Genomic DNA, 15441 nt, shown 5'->3' on the forward strand with positions numbered 1-15441 from the left:
CACCGCCATGCGCAGTCCGGTCTCCCACGCGGCGGGCGCCCCCGTCATGCGAAGACCCGGGTACTCCCCCACGGCACGACCCGGCCGGAGCTCACACGCCCACCCCTGCTCCGGCTGTTCCGAGGCCGGAGGTTATCGTCACGTCGGCCAGGTGTCCGTGCGCGGCTCGCATGGCCGCCGACTCGGCGCAGGCCGGCTGTTCCACCATCGCGACGCAAAGGCAGGACCCCGTGGGTACGGACCACGACTCCATCACCCTCGCCGAGGAATCGGGGCTCTGTCTGATCCCGCCGAACAAGGACGGACGGTTCGCCGTCGAGGTCTCGGTCTGGGACGGTCCGACCGAGGAGGCCTTCCACGCCTTCGTCCGCCGCGAGGCGGCCTCGGGCGGCCTCCAGCGCATCGGCGGCGGCCCGGAGGCGGTCATGCGCGTCAAGGTGCAGCTCGTGCCCCGCCCCGACAACGACTACAACCCGAAGGCCGTCAGCGTGGCCGCGCCGCCCGCGTACGGCGGCACCGACCACGAACGGCACTTCGGATACATGTACGACCGCAACCTGGTGTCGCTCGGCGGTCCCATCCGCGGCCTGGCACACGCCACCGGACGGCCCGTCGGCTGCCACGCCCATGTGGAACTGTACGAAGTCGACAGGGAGGAGTACCGGGAGAGAAGGGACGACCACGGGCCGGTCATCACCGTCTCCCGGAACCGCATGTACGGCTTCCACGGGATACGCCTGGCACTGCCTTGGTGGGAGGACCTGCAGCGGATGGCCGTCGCGCACGTCCGAACGCTGGACCCGGGCCGGATCCTGCCTTTCACCGGGCACTGGGCTCCGTGGGTGCCCGGAGCCCGGCGACAGCTCACGGGCCGTACCGGGGAAGACCTGTTCCCGGTCACTCTGCGCATCGAAGGCGGGCAGTTGCTCGCCTACCATGAGGACCTGCTGCTGGCCTGCCTGTGGCCGTCCGGCAGGGACTTCTTCGACCGCACCATGGAACGGGTGCGGGAGCTGGGCGGAACGGCTACCGCCTTCGCGGAGGACCACGAGGGTTCCATCAAGGTCTACGTCGAGGACATCCGTCCTCGCGCCTGAACGCGGCCGGGCCGATCACGGGGCGGGGCATGGCGGGGCACGGCATGGTGGGGCACGGCGGCCCCTGAACAAATCCCCTGGCGGCGGAAGTCGCCGATCCCGACGACGTCCGGGGCTCCGGTGCCGAGGAGGGCGGAGTTCGGTTCGCGGACGTGTGCGGGCGCACCCCTTCTGTTCCGGCCAAGCTGGACATGTTGAGCAGGTCGTGCACCGCCACGGCGGCCGCGCCCCTGGCCCACTCCTCGAAGGGGAGGGGATGGGGCCGATACCCGCGAGGGGCCGTCTCCGCCCCCTCCGACCAGCGGGGTCCGCTGCTCCGCCCTGAGTTGCGCGGCCTCCCCCACCCGCGATCCCTGAGGCTGTTTTCTCCTGGTACGCCCTATTCTGGGCAAAGGCATGTGGTCTGCGACGGCGGGTCGCGTCGGGGTGTCGGCCGCGCGGCTCGGGCTGGGGCTCCGGCTCCGGCTCAGCAGCAGTGAGGATGAGGGTGAAGATCCCATGGACGACCCGCCCGTCGCATCCGGGGCCGCCGAGGGGTCGGTGCGTCGGAGGACCTGGTGGCCGTCGTCGATGCGCGGGGGCTGATCACGGCGGCGGGCAGCGGCGTTCGGCACCTGCTGGGATACGAACCCGATGGGATCGTAGGCCGCGCGGCCGCCGGGCTGCTCGCCGCCGACCTGCCCCGGTCAGTCCGTCGTCAGCTGGCCGGGCTCCGCGCATGCACCGGCGAGGTGGCGCTGCGCCACCGCGACGGCAGCCGGATCGTGCTGCGGCTCCGGGCGGTACCGCTCACCGACGCGGGCCGCGCAACCTCGTGGCTCGTGACCGCGGCGGCTCCGGCGGACCCCGCCGGCCCCTCCGACCCGACGGCAGCACTCTTGAGCCGCACACTCGTCCAGCTCCCGGTACCGGTGGCGGTGTACGACCGCGAGGGCCGACTGGTGGCCGCCAACGAGAGCATGACCCGGGTGATGGGCAGGACCGAGGAGGAGATGCGGGGTCTGACCCTGTGGGAGATCGAGCCCAGCCGGCCGTTCGACGAATACGACCGCATGCAGCATCAGGTGCTGCGGACAGGTGAGACACCGAAAGACATCAAGAGGTTTGATTTGAGGGTGAATTGGACTAATACCGCACAAACCGCCTGCGCATACGCGAGGACCGCGGACCACCCGAACAGGTGAACCGCGGCCCTCCGCCGGACACCGGACCGGGGGCACCACCACCCGGTGACGCCGCGATTCCCGGGCCGCCCGCAAGGGCTGCCCGGGAACCCACTCCGCAGGGCGAGGGCGTGTCTCTCTGACGCGACGGAGGTGCAGCCGATGCGGTCCGGAAACTTTTGTTTACATTGATAATTTCGGAAACTATAGTTGTCGCATGATGGCCTCTGAGATCACCCCAGAAGAGCAGGCAGAGCTCGACAAGGCCCTGTACGACGCCTTGAATCCCCTAGCCGCGGCCCTCCGCTCCCGAGAGACCGGGCTGTCCGCGGAGCGTATGTGGGAAGCGAATCCTGTCGAGGTGGCGCTGTCCGTCCTGGCTGCTTGGAAGGTGGTGGATGTCGAGGTCAGGCGGCTAACGGGGCGGGCGGCAGCAACCGCCGGCTCCTACGGCGCAAGCTATGAGCAGTTGGGAGCCGTCTGGGGCATCACCCGGCAGGGCGCACGCAAGAAGTGGCCCGACGCCGTCAGCCGCCCAGCACCCGCGACAGCGGGCAAAAGCACGCTCGCGATGTTCGGAGGGACTGCCGAGCTGGTGCAGTCGCCTTCCGGTGATTGGGGCTGGACAGGCAAGGGCGCCGATGGAGCATCCGGCACGGTCGCCGGTGGGACGCTTTACACGACCGTAGAAGAAGCAGCGGCCCACGCGGGCGCGTTCCTCAAAGAACACGCTCCTGGTATCGGCGACCGGTCCTAGTACTCCAGCAGGACTTTGTGGCTTGACCTGGGGAAACGTCGGGCGGTGGAAGTGTAGCGGGCAGGATTGCGTCACGGACGGGTTCTGCCCTCCCACCCCTCGAAAGGATGCCCGCGGCGACGTGCTCACTCCGGGGCGGGGAAGCCTCCGGTCGTGATCATCGAACAGGCCGAGACCTGGGACCGCGACCTCGAAGACCTCTTCACCACCATGGGGCACCACTTCGGCCGCGTCGAACCTCGCCGAGCCGCAGCAGTCGGGGCTTCCCCACTTCTGCGTCGGCGGACTGGGTGAGTACCGCCGCTTCCCCCGCGCCGCAGCCGGGGTTGAAGTAGGCGAGCGAGACCGTTTCGCTCAGTTTCTTCACTGCCTGGGTTTCCAGGTCGCAACGGCGGCGAAAGCGCCCCGGTCGAACAGGGCCGGCGTATTCGTGAAGGCCCGTGGTGCGTAGGCGACCACTGCGCGTGTACCCGAGCCCGTCACACAGACGTTGCCTATCCAGGCGTCCACCTCCAGCCCCTCCTCCCGCAGCGTGGCCGCCTCACGCCACTCGTACCCGTTACCGCTGTCGGAGACCAGGACATGCAGCCCGTACCCGTCGCCGACAACGGTGACCGCCCGGTCGTCGGCCGTACGCCAGCCCTTTCCCAATATGTCGTCCCGCTTCGCGGCGGGCACCGAGGCGTGGTCCTGGGTGACGGAAGGGGGCTTGGTTGACCACCAGCAGCACCGGGGTTCGGCTGCGCCACCGCGGACGCCGGTAACAGGCTCGCGCCGAGCATCGAGATCACGAGCCCGACAAGCAGTGCGGGCATACGTCTTTTCATTTTCACCTACTGTTGGCCGTTGTCGGTCAGCAGCGCGATCATCAGGGCGGCTCCGCCGGCATTGAGATCGATCGCCCAGGTCACGGGCTCGCCCTCGCTCAGTGCGAGGACATCGGTGATCAATTCGAGCAGTGCGGTCTCGTCATTGGCCACCCGCCGTGAGAGCGTGCGCCTGCCGTCGGTGTCGATCACCGTGCAGTGATGCTCGGCCTTGCCCGCATCTGTTCCGGCCCATGGTTCGGGCACGGTCACCTCCGGGATCGTTCCTGTAGTTGTCCCAGCAGACGACCTCGCCAGCGTGTCCTTACCAAGCGATCTCTTCGCGCGTATCCCAATCAGTGGCCGAGTCGTCGCGGGGCACCGGGCGGCCAATCAGTAGAAGCCACATGCGCGGCATGAGGTTGTCAGCCACACCCAGTGCCCCTGGGTCTCCCGATCCTACGAGTGACCGGAATCGACCCGCCAACAACGTAAGGAGGTTGAACTCGTGGTGTCGTAGGGGCTGACGTCTCGTCTCTCACTGCGGTATCACCAGGCGTCCCGGTCCACTGCGCCCTGGGGCAGCTTGGTGTTGGAGAACACCGGCCGCTTCCACATGGCGGGCACCAGATCGGCGTCGACCTCCGGGGCAGCAGCGGCCGGTCCTTGACCCGGCGGCGCGAGAGCGCCGGCAGTCGGCGCACCGCCTTCAGGACGCGCTGCCCGGCCGGGGCCGCGGCCAGCGCCTCCGACTCGCCCAGCAGGGGCAGGAACGGGCGCACGGTGTTGTAGCGCAGGCCGACCTTCTCGCGCATCGCGGCCTCGGCCGACCCGTCGTCCTCGGGCACGAGGGCCTCCACCGTCTCGACGGCCCCGGCCACCGCCGTGCGCGGCACGGCCGCCTCCACCGCCGCCCTCGGAATATGTGGCTCGTGATGGAGAGATTTGAATCTCCCCGCCTCGTCCTCGCATGGCCTCAGAGCTGCTCAGCTCAGTTCAGCTCCCCAGGCCTACCACCGCGCTGTCCCATTGGTCTAGCTGCGCAGCAGGTTGATCGGTCGGGCAGCCTGCCCTCGGGAACGATGCGCAAAGTGCCGATGTCAGCGGGCCCACGTACGTTTCGGTTGACCGCCCGGCCGGGCGGCGAGGAGGGGTGAGACATGAAATGGGTCGGGGACGCGCGGCTGGCAGCTGGGCCTGAGGCCGCCTGGTACCTGGAGACGGCTTTCACGCCCGGCGCTCACCTGGGGACGGTGCACGACGATCCGACAACGCCCATCGTTGTGACAGGGATCGAGGAGGTGACCACCATGCGCATACCCAGCGGCCGTCTTGTCGTCGATGCTCCGTTCGACGACGACGACGTCTCGAGATACGAGCAAGGGTTGCCGACGAGGCCCCCGCGGGAGCTGGCGGTGAGTATTCCCCCGGGCGCCTACCGGGTGGAGATCGCGTGGACGGCGGGCCCGTACGAGTTCTTCGGCGAGCACTTCGATGGCGTTGAGTGTGCCGCGACGCGCCTGTGTATCAGCGACGACCCTGTGATCGCGTGGGAGATAGGCCTGGGCATCGGCGACGACATCGACAGGCTTCAGCCAGGCAAGGAACCCCAGTTTTACTCTGACGCGAATGTCGGCTGCTTCGCCGACGCAGGTGCGTGGACGACCTTGTCCGCACCGTTTCGCGCATTCAAGGACGGCAATCCGGTGCCGCGCGAAACCGAACGGCTGCCCGGATGGTGCGAGCGGGTACGCGACGAGTCGCAACAAGCCGATCTGGTCATGTTCACGGCCGAATCGGGCGGCGTCGTCTGGCTGGGCCGCACCAAGACCGGCGACGTGGCCACGATCGTCGTCACCAGCGGCATGCCCGGCGCCAAAGCCTGACGTAGCTGCCGCCTGAGCGCCGACCAGCGACACGGAGAAGCCACAGAGAAGCGCTACTGCAGCAGGATCATTTTGCGGAGCAGTTCGAATCCGGCTCGACCGTAGAGCTGCCGCTTGATCTTCTTGATGCGGTTCACGGCTCCCTCGATGCTGCCGGAGCTCCAATGCAGGGTGAGCCCCGCCGTCACGGCATCGAGGTCTCGGAGCAGATGGAGTGCGAATCGCGTGAGGCCAGGTAGTTGGCTGGCGTCGACTGCGTCGATCCAGGCGGGGAGCCTGGCACCTTGACGATCGCTGAGTATCTCGCCGAAGTCGCGGACATGCCCGGCGGCTGTGTCCAGTTCGGGGCAGCGTGTCAGGACATCCTTCAGGCCCGCGCGGTTGTCCTCGCTCAGCGCGGTGGGGTGGCGGGTGAGCCAGCCGGTCACCTGGCGCACCGTCGGAGGCCGGGGCGGCGCGCCGGCCGGAGCCCCGCGGAGGGTGGCGATGTGGGCGCGGACCATCTGGTAGGTGACGGGTGCGTTGTCGGCAACGAGTTCGCTGTGGAGGTGGGTGACGCTGGTGCATCCCTCGGCGAACCGTCGTTCCAGGTAGGGCTTGTAGGGGTCCAGCCTGCTGGGCCGGGGCCGGTTCTCGCGGATGGTGTCCTGCCAGCATGCGGCGTTCGCTTATCTGAGCACGGTGTTGAGGCCCCAGCCTAGGTGCCGGGCAATCGCCCGGCGTGAGTGACCTTGGGCGAGGAGCTCGTGGACCAGGGCGTGTGCTGCCTTCTTCCGCTCGGCCCGTCGGCCGGCGGGCGCCGAGTCGTCCTGCGGCCGACCGGAACCCAGAGGCGCCTCCGGCAGCGATGGGTTGCGGAGGCAGTCGCGGTGGGTGGCGACGCAGGTTTCCACGGCTCGGCCGAGGCCCTGCCACAGGTGGAACCGGTCGGCGACCTGCAGAGCGTCGGGGGCCCCGCGGCGGGCACCCTCGGCGTAGGCGCCTGCCCGGTCCGGGCAAAGATGGCCGCTCCCTGGTCCGTGTCGGCAAGCGGGATGAGGCCGTCGGGGGTGCCGAAGGTGATCTCCGGGCGGTTGCAGATCACACGGGGATCAGCGTCGGGTTCCAGGTCGTCGTCCTCCCACGCCCGCCACTCGTTCCAGCCTTCCGCATCCGACCGGATCGCCTCGCCCAGGTTCCGCCACGCACAGGCCGGGTGGGACGAGAGGCCGAGGTGACCGTTGAGCTGGACGGGAGCGTACGCATCGACGATCGCCTTGTAGTCCGGGGGAAGACTTCTGCCGATCTCCTGCTCCAGGCGGAGCCAGGCAGCAGGATCGGCGTAACGGTTCTCCGCCGGGCCGAGCATGTCGAATACGGCCTGCAGGTAGTCAGTTATGGCTGCCCAAGGTGCTCGTTGGTGAAGGTCCAGGACAGCATCAACCACCTGGCGTGGCCTCTATCGGCCGGGGCCCTCGCTGTGAGGAGCCCCCGGTCCCAAAACGCGCAACGCGGCCCGTGCCGCCTCTCCGGCCTCTGCCCGTGCCAGCAATTCCAGCGCGTCGCGATCTGCCCACCCGCACACCTCGCGCAACTCCGGGGTGAGATCGAGTCCGATCTCCTTACCGACCCAGTCCGCGATGACCAAGGCGTCTGCCACGGTGGTCGGGTCGGCGGCAATGTCCGGCCCGAGCAGAGAGAGACCGCCGTCGTTGGCGCCGCGGGCGAGTGCAAGCGCCACAAGCGTCCACCGCGCGGTCCGGTCTGCGGGATCGCGCTTCAGCCGTTCCGCGGTGAAAACGTCGAGCTTGTAGATCGTGGCGTGACCGTTTGCCCAGCCGTGCCAGAACGCATCGTCTCGCGGGAGGGCTTCCAGGACCCGAAGTCCGTCATTCAGCGCCCACACCATGCGTTCGGCGAACTCGGGATGACCGGTGTCGTATCCGGACCGCCGCAGCGCGTCGACCTCGTTCTGGCTCATCGAGACATCATCCGTGCCCGACGAGGCCGGTGTCTCCGAAAAAGAAGTCGGGCCCTTCCGCGCCGCGCCTGTCAGGGACACGGATCGGCAGGACCCTGACCGCAAAGCTACTCGTCCACCCAGCATTGATCCCGCAGACACTCCAAGCCAGACGTCACCCGATCAGGGTGGCTCTCAATCCCGCCGCCGATCATGGACCTCTGCCACTCTCCGTCCCCCGCACAGACGGACCAACGCGGCTCCCGAAACCACCGCCGAAGCGGCTCTCATTCACCCCGCCAAAAACAACCCGGCCGAGTGGCTGCCCTCGGACGGCTCCTACCACTGCACCTATGCCGCGACCTGGGTCGGGACCAAGCTGCGCTGGGACCTGGCCGCCGACGAGAACGAGGTCCAGGCCCTCCTCGGCCTCGCTGAGGACTGCCCCACGACCACGGTGGTCTACGAGAGCGCCCCTAGCAGCCGGCCTGATCGGTAGCGTTCCGATGGAGGGGTCTTTCCACCTTGATGACCGTTCCGGCGGGGTAGGAGGGGAACGCGATGCGCCAGAGGTTGTCCGGCTGGCCGTCGACCGTGAGGCGGGTCAGGGTGGTGGACAGGTCGGGCGTGACGTCCAGTACCGCGATGCTGTAGTCAGCGCCGGTTCCCTCTTCGGAGCCTACGGTCACGGACTTGGCGCTCCAGCGGCCCGCACCGGCCGTGCTGTCCTGGCTCACCGGTCTGAGGATGAAGAATTCTTTGTCGACGCGCATGCCGATCCACAGCTGGTGTCCCTGGGCGGGTTGCCCCTGGCCGGAGATGTCGATACAGCGGGAAATCGGGCCGTCGGTAGGCTTCTCGATAGTGACTGCGTTGGGCAGGGGGGTCTTTGTGCTGGTGGGCATTGCGGCGCTACTACTGGGGGACGGGGCGGCACCACTGCTCCCCGTCGTTGCCGCTGACTGCTCAGGCGGAGACGGGCTGAGCGTGACGTAGATGGTCGGGGTCACCGTGCGGGCAGTGGGAGAGTTGACCACGGTGGGCAGGCCGAGGAAACCCAGCGCCACGCCGCCCACGGCCGCGCCCGCGGATATGAGCGCGGCCAGTTCCCCTAACCGGATCCGGCGTCTGCCGGTGGAGTCCGTCCCCGACGCCCCCGAACTTCCGGTGCCGGTTTCAGACGAGCTGCTGCTCATACGGTTCCTCCGAGCTGGATCAAGGTTCACGGCTGACAGTGCATGTGCGTTGACGTACGCCGGTGCTGATCAGTTGCGACCCCACCCCGCCAGTCCGCTGGGACTGGCGCTACCGACGGTCGGCGGGCCGCCAGCGGGTGCGCCGGGTGCGGACGAGATGCCCCAGGGGCCGTCGTAGACACTCCACTGCGAGACGGGGACTCCTCCCCCGCCCGAGCCGCTGTCGAAATACACCGGGGCCGGGACGCTGCCGTCTGGCAGGACGGCCTCGACAGCGCCCCTGTGGGAGGTGCCGAACTCCTCCGTCGTCCACGTCTCGCGCCTACTCACCACAGCCCCGCCCTCTCACCTGACCCGTCTTCGGGCAGCCCGTGGTGCGGGGCCGCCTGGACACGACGATGCCGCAGCCCGGCCGCGTGGAGGGCGGGTTTTCACGAAGTGGCGGCGGGAACCTCCGCTGCGCCGCCGGCCTGCACGGCCTCGACTACGTCCTTGTGGAAGGCCGCGAGGCCCTCGGGAGGCAGGGGGGCGGGGCTGCCGGTGAGGGTGTACCACTCCTCGGCTCCGGTGTACTGGATTCGTACCGAGGCCGTGCCGTCAGGGCCGGCCTCGCTGGTCAGGGTGACGTCGCCGGTGATGACGCCGACCTCATCGGTCATCGCCCCGCCCGGCCCCGCCTTCACGTGATCGGTCAACGCAACCGCTCCCTCCGGGACGCCACCGCGGTCGGGCTGCGGCGTGCCCGCGGGCTGTTGGTCGCTCATGAGCACGTCTCCAGCATCTCGGTCAGCTTCTTCTTCTCCGCTTCGGTCACGGTGAGCTGGTAGGTGCTCTTCACGTTCGTCCACGCGGTGGCGTACGTGCACCGGCAGCCCTTGGCCGGGGGCTGCCAATCCTCCGGGCCTTGATCGCCCTTGGCCCGATTCGTCGCCGCCGACACCGCGAGAAGCTGGGGGCGGGTCAGGTCGTTCGCGAACTCCTTGCGCCGCTCCGCCGTCCAGGACCCGGTCCCCGGACGCCAGGCATTCGCGAGAGGCACCATGTGATCGATGTCGAGTTTCGCGGCGTCCGTGACCGTGACCCCGTCGTAGACGGAGACCCAGGTACCGGAGACCGCCTTGCACGCGGCGTCGCGCTTCACGTCCTTGCCCGCCCGCTCCAGCACGACCTCGCAGGTATCACAGCTGTCGCCCTGCCCAATCCAGTGCGTGAACTTCTCCCGGGAATACCCCGTCATCGCCTGCTGAACGGCAACCTTCAACCCGGCAAGCTGAGTACGAGCGATTACCGTCGTCGACAGCCCCGGAAGGGCCGGCGCCACGCCCGGGTCAGGGCGAAGTCCAGAGACCGGCGCGCGTCGTGTGCGCTGACGTGCGGGCCGCTGACCGGCTTCCACCCTGTGCCGGTCTTCTCCACCACGGTGAACGTGGCGGGCCGGAGCAGGACGTCCGGGTGGGTCTCCACGGCGCGCCGCGAGTCGGCGAGGACCGTGGCGGGATAGCGGGTACCGGCGTAGGACAGGTCGCGCAGCGCCAGCCGTTCCGCGGCCTGCATCGGGGTGACCGGCGCGTCGGGATCCAGCACCAGACCGGCATCGATCTCCGCCCGCCGGGCGCCGCGCGTCCAGTCGGGGACGGCCGGCTCCGGATCGGTCGGGCAGGGCTCCTCAATGCCGGCCGGACCCGCGGCGGCGTATTCCTCGGCCCGCACGATGCGGTACCGGGTGCCGGCCACGGTGAGATCGTCGACGCGCTCACCCTCCAGCCGGGCCACCGCCGCCAGCAGCGCACCCCGCTCCTCCCGGTCGCGCGCCTCGTCCTTCGCCCGGAACCACAGCAGCGAGTTCAGGCTGTCCCGCGCCTCCTGCGGGCAGCCGGCCGTCACGGCACTCACCACCAACCAGCCCGGTCCGCCGCGCCCGTCCTGCGCGGCCACTCCGAACAGCGGCCCCCTCACAGCCAGATCGGCCAGCTGCCTGGCGGCATCGGCGGCATCCGCCTCCACGACCAGATCGACCGGCACCCGTACCACCACCGGCCAGGCGCCGCCCGGCCCCGTATCGCGCCGCTCCACGCCCACAGGTCGGCGGTGACGGCCGTGTGGTCACGTTCAAGGCCGCTGACGACGGTGTAAGGGCTGGGGAGATCGTCGGCCGGAACTGCCGCGATCCATTCGGACAGCCGTTTCCCCCTGGAGGTGGGTGACATCTGCCCGAAGGGCGGACGCGCCCGGCGAGCCCGTCCGACTCGGGCATGAGGCCAGAACAGACTTGATCTTCAGTCGCTTTTCTGCCGGCAACGGTCCTGCGCGATGGCGGCAGAGCCTCCGACCTGCTCGGCCGGAAGCAGGCCCACAACAAGTCCCATAAGCAGGTCCGCGCCCGCGTCGAGCATGTCCTCCTCCGCATGGAGACCTGGAAGGCCCTCCGCGACCGCCACCTCAAAGGCCACGGCGTGCCGCCGATCGGCGGACGAGGCGATGGGCCGACGAGGCCGGCCAGGGTCGGGTCCCACGCCGCCTACGGCCGCCGGCCGCGTCGGCAGGGCACGGCGGACGCGGACGGCTGTTCCGCAGCCAGCCTCCTCAGCGGGTCCGGCCGGGGTGGAGGCGCTACTCGGCGCGGTGGGCCTTGTGCGGGGTCACCCGGAGCTGCGCCTTCGCGGGAAGCGTCCGACCGGTGGACCGGCGGGCCCGTTCAAGCGGGCCATCGCTCAGCGCCCGCAGGACGGGGCCGAGCTCGCTGTCGGGGGTGAGGGTGAGGTCGAGTTGGGCTTCGGGCCGGCTGGGCGGGCCGACCATGCGTGCACGGGCCCGGTGGACGCCGGGCAGGTGCCGGGCGTCGGCTGCGAGGGCGTCGCGGAGGGCACGCTCACGCAGTTCCACCCCGTCCGCGGCAGGGGGACCACCCACAGGGGTGTGGCCCGGGCGGGTACGGCGCGATTGCGCCAGCAGCCACCAGAGGGCGAGCAGGAGGACGACGGCCAGGACGGCGATGACGGCGGGCCACCACCATCCTTCGTCCGTCCAGCGGGTGCGGTCGGCGTCGTCGAGCAGGACTCCGCCGGGCGCGGTCAGGGGCCAGCCGTCGGGTGGTGTCAGGTGCCAGTGCCGGTACAGGTCGAAGCTGCCCGTCAGTATCAGGAGGCCGGTGCCGAGCAGAACGACGCCTGCCAGGGCCAGCAGGACTCGGTTGACAGCGGATTTCTTCTCCATGGGATCCCACTCCTGTCGCTGGCTCGCCGGCGGCCGTCCGCGGACGGAGTATTTCAGCGCACTTCAGATCATTTCGGTCGGGTTCGGACCTGCACGGCGAGCCGAGGAGCGCGGGCAAGGGCGAACCGGTCGAGCTCCTCCCGCAGAGCCACCACGAGATCGCCCTTTACCTCAGCGGCGGCGCGGAAACGCACGTCCGCGCGTGCCCGGACACGGTGCTGGAAGACACGGATCCTGGCAGCGCTGACGCCGGGGACGCGCATCGCAGCGTCCCGCAGCAGGAGGGCCGCGGCGTCGCGGTCCAGCACGGCGCGCATCTGGGGGTCGGGAGTCTTCAGGGGGAGCTGGTTACGCAGGCCGGGGGTGAGTGCCAGGACGACCAGCCAGAGGCCGAGGACGGCGATGACGGCGGCGCCGATCCGTATCGAGACGTCATCCAGAGGTCGGGTGGCCAGTTCGTCGGCAAGGCGCGTGCGCCAGGCTGCGGCCGGCCGGCCGGCCCGGACCCTGACGATGTCGAACAAGAGGGTCCCGGCCGCAGCTGCGACGAGCAGGGCCGTCAGGGCGGCGGGTACGCGGCGCACGGACCACGGGCGCCTGGCAGCGTGCTGCGGGCCGGCCGAAGGCTGCTTGGACGGCTGCCCCACCGTGCGGGAGGTGACCTGGCCGTCCGGGGTGTGCTGCTCCCCGTCGGTCGCGGTGGGCTGCTGGCGGTCGGTCGCGGTGGGTTGCCTCCGGTCGGCCGGGCGGTCTTGGTCCCGTTCCATGCCGGGTTCTCCTTCCCGTGGGGATGCGGACCGGTTCACTCCACGCGTCGATGTTCCAGGCCCTCGGCGGGAACCAGACGCTCGATGGCGAGTGTGACTTCGGTGATGCGCATCCCGGTCAAATGGGCGACCCGCTCGGTGACGTACTGCTGCACCTGACGGGAGGCAGTGGCGAGGTCTATCGGGTAGGGCATCTCCAGAGTCAGTCCCAGCCGTGCCGTGCCGCTGCCGGCCGTGACCGACGCGTGCGGAGCGGCCAGTTTCGTGTGAACGGCCGAGGTGTCCGTCCGCGTGGCCAGTGCCTCCTGTGCGGCGCGGACCGCGATGCGGGCCACCACCTTGTCCGGGATCACCGTGGCCCCGCGTTCGGCCATGGACAGGACCGGCCGGGAGGGGGCCGGCGCTCCCCGGAAGGGGGCGGGGGCAGGTTGCGGGGTCACTGCCGGTTCCGGGAACGCGTGAAGTCGGACATCTCCAGGTCACCCTGCAACACGCGGCCGATGATCAGGCCCACCAGGCCCAGGAACGCCACGAGCAGGAACGCCCAGAAGCCGCCGAAGAATGCGGCGAAGCCCAGGGCCATGCCGGCCAGCAGGCCCACGGTTGCTGCGCTCATTTCACTCACCTGAATTTCGCGTCGGTTGTTTCTCGGCTCGGCGAGTCCGGGGGATGCGAGCATCACTGAACGCGCCCCTCCCCCGCCTCCTCGTCCTCGTCGTCGGGCAGGTAGACGTCGTCGACCGCGATGTTCACCTCCACGACCTCAAGGCCGGTCATGCGTTCCACGGCCGTGATGACGCTGGTGCGGACGTCGGCGGCGATGTCCACGATGGCGACGCCGTACTCCACGACCACGTCGAGATCCACGGCGGCCTGCCGTTCGCCCACCTCGACCTTCACGCCGCGGGACACGCTGGAACGCCCGCCGGCGACCTTGTCGCTCACCGCCCCGAGCGTGCGGGCGATACCGGAACCGAGGCTGTGAATGCCCGGTACCTCGCGGGTGGCCATTCCTGCGATCTTTTCGACCACGCTGTCGGCGATGGTCGTCCGACCGCGCGTCTCGGGGGCCGTTCCTGCGCCGGTGCGGCCCGTGAGGGTGCTGCCCGCAGCAGGTGACTCACTCCCGCCCGCGGCGGGGTTGATGGTGTCCGACATGAGAACCTCCCCAGGGGGTCCATCCGGGCGCCGTACGGCGCCCTCATTCCTTAGGACACCTCGCGCCGGCATTCCTCACGCGGCTCGTGCAGCGCACACCGCCTACCATCGAGGAGTACGTACGCGAGCCGCGACCGGCGTCTTCGGTAGGAAGCGAGCGGCGAATGCGTAACCGGATCGGCCCCCAGCCCCCGCGCGGCGCAGGCCCCCCGATGCTGCCGCGAACGCTGCCGTCCGCCGGCGTCGCCGCAGAGGAGGCCCTTGCCGACGCCCTGGACGACGGCACCCTGGCGGTCCGGGCCTCGGAAGGGGATGAAGACGCCTTCGCCATCCTTGTCCGCCGCCACAGCGGCCGGCTGCTCGCCCTCGCCCAGCATCTCCTCGGCAATCGGACGGACGCCGAGGACGCGGTCCAGGAAGCCTTCCTCAGCGCCTGGAGACGGCTGCCGGAATTCCGGCACAGCGCCTCGTTCGGCACCTGGATGTACCGGATCGTGACGAACCGCTGCCTCAACACGCTGCGCCACCCGCCCCACCCGCTGCCCCTGGACACCCTCCCCGAACCCGCTGCCGTGGCCGCGGACAGCTCACCGCCCCAAGTCGCCGAAACGGACGCAGCGGCGGCCGCCCTGACGAAAGCGCTCCTGGGACTGCGCCCCGAGCTCCGGGTGTGCTGGGTGCTGCGGGAGCTGCACGGCCTGCACTACGACGAGATCGCCCACGTGGTGGGCAGCAGCGAACAAACGGTGCGCGGCAGACTCTTTCGCGCACGACGCGCTTTGATGGAGGCGATGCGCCCATGGCGCTAGACGACCCGCACCCCACCTCCGACGACGAGCCCGAAAGGGTGGGCGCCGCCAGGGCCGAAGCGCCTCTGCGCCCCGACGCCGAGCATCTGGCCGGCGCCGAGCTGCTGCCCTGCGGACGCCCCCTCGGCCGCGCCTGGAAGCAGGCCCGCGACGCGGTCGACGCCCCAGATCCGCACAGCAGCCACTGCCCCTACTGCCGCGACGCCATCGAAGGTCTGACAGCCCTGGACCGGGCGACCAGGGCTCTGCGCGCCGAGGAACAGTCCGACGGCCAAAGCCTCGCCACCCGGGTCATCAATGCGGTCCGCTCCGAGGTACGGCTGGGCACCATGCTGCTACTGGACGACCCCGATCACGACCTGCGCATCTCCGAGAGCGCCGTCGCGAAAGTCCTGCGCCGGGCTGCCGACACGGTGCCCGGCGTCCGCGCCGCCAGCTGCCGCGTGGTCCCCGCGGAGGGCAGCCACGCCGTCGCCATAACGTTGGCAGCCACACTCGACCAGCCATTGCGAGGACGAGCGGAGGGAGTACGCCGAGCCGTCCTTCACGCGGCCGAGCAGGTCCTCGGCATCGCCGTCACCACCGTGGACGTGGAGATCGACGGCGTGCTGGAACCCTCCCGTGTGCCGTTGGTGAAAGGGCGGAGCTGA

General features: G+C 69.8%; 18 protein-coding genes and 3 pseudogenes. 7 read left to right on the forward strand and 14 right to left on the reverse strand.

What is annotated here, in order from left to right; all coding sequences use genetic code 11:
* Positions 1–170: 170 nt before the first annotated feature.
* From OG295_RS37245 to OG295_RS37255, 3 genes are all read left to right on the forward strand, one after another.
* Positions 171–1097: a hypothetical protein gene (locus OG295_RS37245; RefSeq protein ID WP_331737826.1), complete on the forward strand. Its 927-nt coding sequence runs from the start codon at positions 171–173 to the stop codon at positions 1095–1097.
* A 518-nt stretch (positions 1098–1615) separates the two neighbouring features.
* Entirely contained in the window at positions 1616–2281 is a 666-nt protein-coding gene (locus tag OG295_RS37250) for a PAS domain-containing protein (protein WP_371681533.1), read from the forward strand.
* Positions 2282–2477: 196 nt separating this feature from the next.
* Positions 2478–3017 (forward strand): hypothetical protein, encoded by a 540-nt coding sequence (locus tag OG295_RS37255; RefSeq protein WP_331737830.1) that lies wholly within the window; start codon positions 2478–2480, stop codon positions 3015–3017.
* 363 nt (positions 3018–3380) lie between these two features.
* On the opposite strand, the gene OG295_RS37260 is transcribed toward OG295_RS37255, so the two are convergent.
* From OG295_RS37260 to OG295_RS37270, 3 genes and pseudogenes are all read right to left on the reverse strand, one after another.
* Positions 3381–3695 (reverse strand): hypothetical protein, encoded by a 315-nt coding sequence (locus OG295_RS37260; protein WP_331737833.1) that lies wholly within the window; start codon positions 3693–3695, stop codon positions 3381–3383.
* Between the two features lie 158 nt (positions 3696–3853).
* Positions 3854–4090: pseudogene (locus tag OG295_RS37265) on the reverse strand (transposase); the annotation flags it as partial.
* Positions 4091–4375: 285 nt separating this feature from the next.
* Positions 4376–4737, reverse strand: a pseudogene (locus OG295_RS37270) (Tn3 family transposase); the annotation flags it as partial.
* 246 nt (positions 4738–4983) lie between these two features.
* Between OG295_RS37270 and OG295_RS37275 the strand changes: the two are divergent.
* Positions 4984–5709 carry a DUF4241 domain-containing protein gene (locus tag OG295_RS37275; protein WP_371681447.1) on the forward strand — a complete coding sequence of 242 codons (726 nt, stop codon included), beginning with the start codon at positions 4984–4986 and terminating at the stop codon, positions 5707–5709.
* 53 nt (positions 5710–5762) lie between these two features.
* Here the strand turns inward: OG295_RS37275 and OG295_RS37280 are convergent, their stop codons facing one another.
* From OG295_RS37280 to OG295_RS37305, 6 genes are all read right to left on the reverse strand, one after another.
* Positions 5763–6137: a transposase gene (locus tag OG295_RS37280; RefSeq protein WP_331737836.1), complete on the reverse strand. Its 375-nt coding sequence runs from the start codon at positions 6135–6137 to the stop codon at positions 5763–5765.
* Positions 6138–7147: 1010 nt separating this feature from the next.
* Positions 7148–7669, reverse strand: coding sequence for a hypothetical protein (locus tag OG295_RS37285; RefSeq protein WP_331737838.1), 522 nt, complete (start codon positions 7667–7669; stop codon positions 7148–7150).
* A 455-nt stretch (positions 7670–8124) separates the two neighbouring features.
* Positions 8125–8844 carry a hypothetical protein gene (locus OG295_RS37290; protein ID WP_331737840.1) on the reverse strand — a complete coding sequence of 240 codons (720 nt, stop codon included), beginning with the start codon at positions 8842–8844 and terminating at the stop codon, positions 8125–8127.
* 431 nt (positions 8845–9275) lie between these two features.
* On the reverse strand, positions 9276–9539 hold the full coding sequence (locus tag OG295_RS37295) for a hypothetical protein (RefSeq protein ID WP_371681448.1): 264 nt from the start codon (positions 9537–9539) through the stop codon (positions 9276–9278).
* Positions 9540–9604: 65 nt separating this feature from the next.
* A complete protein-coding gene (locus OG295_RS37300) occupies positions 9605–10081 on the reverse strand; it encodes an HNH endonuclease family protein (RefSeq protein ID WP_371681449.1) in 477 nt (158 codons plus the stop codon).
* A gap of 47 nt (positions 10082–10128) precedes the next feature.
* The gene (locus tag OG295_RS37305) at positions 10129–10917 is read right to left on the reverse strand and encodes a DUF5954 family protein (RefSeq protein ID WP_331737843.1); all 789 of its coding nucleotides are present in this window, start codon (positions 10915–10917) and stop codon (positions 10129–10131) included.
* A 269-nt stretch (positions 10918–11186) separates the two neighbouring features.
* Here OG295_RS37305 and OG295_RS37310 point away from each other — a divergent pair.
* A pseudogene (locus OG295_RS37310) lies at positions 11187–11300 on the forward strand (IS5/IS1182 family transposase); the annotation flags it as partial.
* A gap of 154 nt (positions 11301–11454) precedes the next feature.
* Here the strand turns inward: OG295_RS37310 and OG295_RS37315 are convergent.
* From OG295_RS37315 to OG295_RS37335, 5 genes are all read right to left on the reverse strand, one after another.
* Positions 11455–12057, reverse strand: a complete 603-nt coding sequence (locus OG295_RS37315) for an alkaline shock response membrane anchor protein AmaP (protein WP_331737845.1) — start codon at positions 12055–12057, stop codon at positions 11455–11457.
* A gap of 68 nt (positions 12058–12125) precedes the next feature.
* Entirely contained in the window at positions 12126–12824 is a 699-nt protein-coding gene (locus OG295_RS37320) for a DUF6286 domain-containing protein (RefSeq protein ID WP_331737847.1), read from the reverse strand.
* 35 nt (positions 12825–12859) lie between these two features.
* Complete coding sequence (locus OG295_RS37325) at positions 12860–13198, reverse strand: hypothetical protein (protein ID WP_371681450.1); 339 nt, start codon at positions 13196–13198, stop codon at positions 12860–12862.
* 62 nt (positions 13199–13260) lie between these two features.
* Positions 13261–13440 carry a hypothetical protein gene (locus tag OG295_RS37330; protein ID WP_328923429.1) on the reverse strand — a complete coding sequence of 60 codons (180 nt, stop codon included), beginning with the start codon at positions 13438–13440 and terminating at the stop codon, positions 13261–13263.
* A gap of 62 nt (positions 13441–13502) precedes the next feature.
* Complete coding sequence (locus OG295_RS37335; protein ID WP_331737849.1) at positions 13503–13982, reverse strand: Asp23/Gls24 family envelope stress response protein; 480 nt, start codon at positions 13980–13982, stop codon at positions 13503–13505.
* A gap of 212 nt (positions 13983–14194) precedes the next feature.
* Between OG295_RS37335 and OG295_RS37340 the strand changes: the two genes are divergently transcribed.
* Together OG295_RS37340 and OG295_RS37345 are read left to right on the forward strand one after the other, a co-directional pair.
* Positions 14195–14791, forward strand: coding sequence for a sigma-70 family RNA polymerase sigma factor (locus OG295_RS37340; protein ID WP_331737850.1), 597 nt, complete (start codon positions 14195–14197; stop codon positions 14789–14791).
* Positions 14782–15441 (forward strand): hypothetical protein, encoded by a 660-nt coding sequence (locus OG295_RS37345; RefSeq protein WP_331737851.1) that lies wholly within the window; start codon positions 14782–14784, stop codon positions 15439–15441. The genes OG295_RS37340 and OG295_RS37345 overlap by 10 nt, the downstream gene beginning before the upstream one ends.

The sequence above is a fragment of the Streptomyces sp. NBC_01276 genome, assembly GCF_041435355.1.
Lineage (GTDB): Bacteria > Actinomycetota > Actinomycetes > Streptomycetales > Streptomycetaceae > Streptomyces.

Bases quoted from the DNA above. Each gene is read 5' to 3' on its own strand.
- OG295_RS37335 (WP_331737849.1), bottom strand. From the start codon at position 13,982: ATGTCGGACACCATCAACCCCGCCGCGGGCGGGAGTGAGTCACCTGCT.
- OG295_RS37330 (WP_328923429.1), bottom strand. From the start codon at position 13,440: ATGAGCGCAGCAACCGTGGGCCTGCTGGCCGGCATGGCCCTGGGCTTC.
- OG295_RS37345 (WP_331737851.1), top strand. From the start codon at position 14,782: ATGGCGCTAGACGACCCGCACCCCACCTCCGACGACGAGCCCGAAAGG.
- OG295_RS37320 (WP_331737847.1), bottom strand. From the start codon at position 12,824: ATGGAACGGGACCAAGACCGCCCGGCCGACCGGAGGCAACCCACCGCG.
- OG295_RS37300 (WP_371681449.1), bottom strand. From the start codon at position 10,081: ATGACGGGGTATTCCCGGGAGAAGTTCACGCACTGGATTGGGCAGGGC.
- OG295_RS37315 (WP_331737845.1), bottom strand. From the start codon at position 12,057: ATGGAGAAGAAATCCGCTGTCAACCGAGTCCTGCTGGCCCTGGCAGGC.
- OG295_RS37290 (WP_331737840.1), bottom strand. From the start codon at position 8,844: ATGAGCAGCAGCTCGTCTGAAACCGGCACCGGAAGTTCGGGGGCGTCG.
- OG295_RS37245 (WP_331737826.1), top strand. From the start codon at position 171: ATGGCCGCCGACTCGGCGCAGGCCGGCTGTTCCACCATCGCGACGCAA.
- OG295_RS37285 (WP_331737838.1), bottom strand. From the start codon at position 7,669: ATGAGCCAGAACGAGGTCGACGCGCTGCGGCGGTCCGGATACGACACC.
- OG295_RS37255 (WP_331737830.1), top strand. From the start codon at position 2,478: ATGATGGCCTCTGAGATCACCCCAGAAGAGCAGGCAGAGCTCGACAAG.
- OG295_RS37275 (WP_371681447.1), top strand. From the start codon at position 4,984: ATGAAATGGGTCGGGGACGCGCGGCTGGCAGCTGGGCCTGAGGCCGCC.
- OG295_RS37325 (WP_371681450.1), bottom strand. From the start codon at position 13,198: ATGGCCGAACGCGGGGCCACGGTGATCCCGGACAAGGTGGTGGCCCGC.
- OG295_RS37340 (WP_331737850.1), top strand. From the start codon at position 14,195: ATGCTGCCGCGAACGCTGCCGTCCGCCGGCGTCGCCGCAGAGGAGGCC.